This is a genomic window from Planktothrix sp. FACHB-1355 (assembly GCF_014748295.1).
Lineage (GTDB): Bacteria > Cyanobacteriota > Cyanobacteriia > Cyanobacteriales > Aerosakkonemataceae > Aerosakkonema > Aerosakkonema funiforme_A.
This window is the reverse complement of record NZ_JACJUP010001036.1, coordinates 1-2540: the sequence shown is the minus strand read 5'-3', so window position 1 is coordinate 2540 and position 2540 is coordinate 1. Positions and strand designations below refer to the sequence as shown.

The 2540-nt window shown below is 44.4% G+C and carries 4 protein-coding genes; 3 read left to right on the top strand and 1 reads right to left on the bottom strand.

The window, feature by feature from the left end; genetic code table 11:
- On the bottom strand, positions 1-780 hold a 780-nt coding region (locus H6S82_RS28620), incomplete at its 3' end, for an SIMPL domain-containing protein (protein ID WP_191057132.1).
- A gap of 167 nt (positions 781-947) precedes the next feature.
- Between H6S82_RS28620 and H6S82_RS28615 the strand changes: the two genes are divergently transcribed.
- Genes H6S82_RS28615 through H6S82_RS28605 form a run of 3 tightly spaced genes read left to right on the top strand, consistent with a single transcriptional unit; the run spans position 948 to position 2065 of the window.
- The gene (locus H6S82_RS28615) at positions 948-1349 is read left to right on the top strand and encodes a VOC family protein (RefSeq protein ID WP_190465268.1); all 402 of its coding nucleotides are present in this window, start codon (positions 948-950) and stop codon (positions 1347-1349) included.
- Between the two features lie 49 nt (positions 1350-1398).
- A complete protein-coding gene (locus H6S82_RS28610; protein ID WP_190465269.1) occupies positions 1399-1653 on the top strand; it encodes a SemiSWEET transporter in 255 nt (84 codons plus the stop codon).
- Between the two features lie 16 nt (positions 1654-1669).
- On the top strand, positions 1670-2065 hold the full coding sequence (locus H6S82_RS28605; protein ID WP_190465270.1) for a phosphomannose isomerase type II C-terminal cupin domain: 396 nt from the start codon (positions 1670-1672) through the stop codon (positions 2063-2065).
- The last annotated feature ends 475 nt before the right edge of the window (positions 2066-2540 follow it).

Sequence of the window (2540 nt, the reverse complement as noted above, 5' to 3'; positions counted from 1 at the left end):
CCTCACTTGCACCTCAGTTGGAGCGGAGGGATTATAAGGGGGTGTACTGTCGCTGAATCCAGCAAAAGGGGAAGTGGGAACGGCAACCTTGGAACCGCAAGCGGAAACAGATGCAGGACTGACGATCGGATAAACTGTCACTAACAGAAGTTCTCCAACTTGCACACCCATTTCTAAAGCAATACTACTCACCTGACTCTGTGCATCCTTGAGTGCGATACGGCGAGCGGTGCGTTCCAGTGGCTGACAGTCATTTACCGCATATTCCGCACCGATACCTTGAATAAACAGAGCATCGCTGCCTTTGAGCGCAGAACTTGCCACTTTCACAACTTCTTGCACCCGTTCGCGAGTTGGCTTGTCGATTTTAACCAGCAGCTTGGGATTTTCTAGGGAGCTGGTTTCAATTGTGATGTTATCCTGTGGTACTTTCATACCAACTAGGGCATCAACTACAGGCTTGAGGGGTTCCTCTCCAGGTAAAGAAGGAGCTTCTTGTGCCGGTGTCAAGCTTGTTGCTGGTGGTGGCTCAACAGGTGCGCGATTGGCGAAGCGAAATTCCAGGCGAGCCGTGTCTGCTGGTGCGGTCACCAGACCCTGACCGATGACACTTATCGCACGTCGGCTAACTAGAGAATCTGGTGTCGAGCCATTACTGCCTTGCGATACGCTAAAGACGGAATTGTCAGCGCTACTGTTTTTAGTTGCGCCCATCCACAGTGCAGCGATCGTTGCAGCAGTGAATAGGGTGTGGTAGACTCCCGGTAAAAATTTAGACATTGGTATAAGGTAAACTCTCAAGCTAATGTCCAAAATGCCAGCCTGGGTAAGCGTTGATTAAGTAACCCAAGCATAGCTTTCTACGGAAATTACTGTTGGCATTGCTCGCCATACCATACAACAATTGAGGAAATTCCGGCAAATTTTTACGCAAAGCAAACATTACCATGATTGACCATATTTCGATCGGCGTCTCAGATTTTGGGCAAAGTCTGACGTTTTACGATAACGTTCTCTCAGAACTCGGTTTTAAGCGTTGCATGGATATTGAATTTGACGGTATTCAAGCAGCGGGTTATGGCTTGGATTCTGATATCGAACCGAGCTTCTGGATAGGTCGCAAACACGATGTGATGGCAGCCATTACACCTTCAGTCGGCTTTCACATTGCTTTCCAGGCTACTACGCGAGATGCGGTGGATGCTTTTTATACAGCGGCTATGGCGGCTGGCGCAACTGACAACGGCAAACCGGGATTGCGACCGCAATACCACGCTAATTATTATGCGGCTTTTGTCCTCGACCCAGATGGCTATAATGTCGAAGCAGTGTGTCACCAACCGCTTTAGTGCTGAGTTAAAGCTTGGTGCAGCTTTAATGGTTGAGCGATAAAAAATTATGGATTTGCTAACTGTTTTGGGCTTATTAGCGGGAACGTTAACGACGATCGCCTTTTTGCCTCAAGTAATTAAAACTTGGAAATCCAAATCAGCGAAAGACTTTTCGTTTGGAATGCTGATTACTTTCAGTTTGGGTGTGTTTCTGTGGTTAGTCTATGGAATTGCCAAAAACGATCTCCCTGTTATTGTCGCCAATCTGCTCACCTTTGTCTTGAACTTAATAATTATTTCCCTTAAAACAAGATACAAGTAAATTTCAGGAGACTGCTATGCCAGAAAATCAAAATGACGAACAAACTATGACTGCGACCTTGAATTCCGAACCTGCTAAAACTCGCATACGACCTTGGGGAACGGTGACAATTTTAGAAGAAGCGGAACGTTACAGAATTAATCGCATCGAGGTCAAACCCGGTCATCACATCAGTACCCAAATGCACTATCACCGCAGCGAACATTGGGTTGTCGTCTCCGGTACGGCTAAAGTTATCTGCGATGGTAAAGAAACTCTACTCAAACAAAAAGAATCTACTTACGTTCCTATGTCCATGCCTCACCGAGTTGAAAATCCAGGCGTGATTCCGCTAGTAATGATTGAAGTGCAAAACGGAGAATATCTTGGCGAAGATGACATTATTCGTTTTGGTGACGATACGGAAAATTGAGATGGTTATTAAAGCGTAGGTTGAGTTAGGCACGGTCGCGACGATCGACTTTTTCAAGCCCTAATTAACGAACCGTGCCTTAACCCACTTATAGCAAAAGTCAAAAGTCACTTATGGAAATGCTTGCTTTCAATTTGTTATGGTCTTTTAAGATGCCATAACTGTCCTGGCGGTTGCTATATTACACATCTCTAAAATAGACAAATTTTACATCAAAAACCCAAAATAAGCAGGGAATATCAAATTTTAGATTGCCAATTTAAAATTTATTTTTAATTCACATTTACCTATGTAGTTGCGCTGTCTTCGCGCTTAGCGCAACTACATACCTATAAGGGTAAGAATTTTAGCTGCATAAACCTAAATTGCCAGTTACAAATTGATGCTGATTTGAACGGAGCTAGGAATATAAAAACTTTGGGGTTTCTTGTAAACAACCCGCTTAGGTTCCGAGATAATGACTTGCTCATTGCAA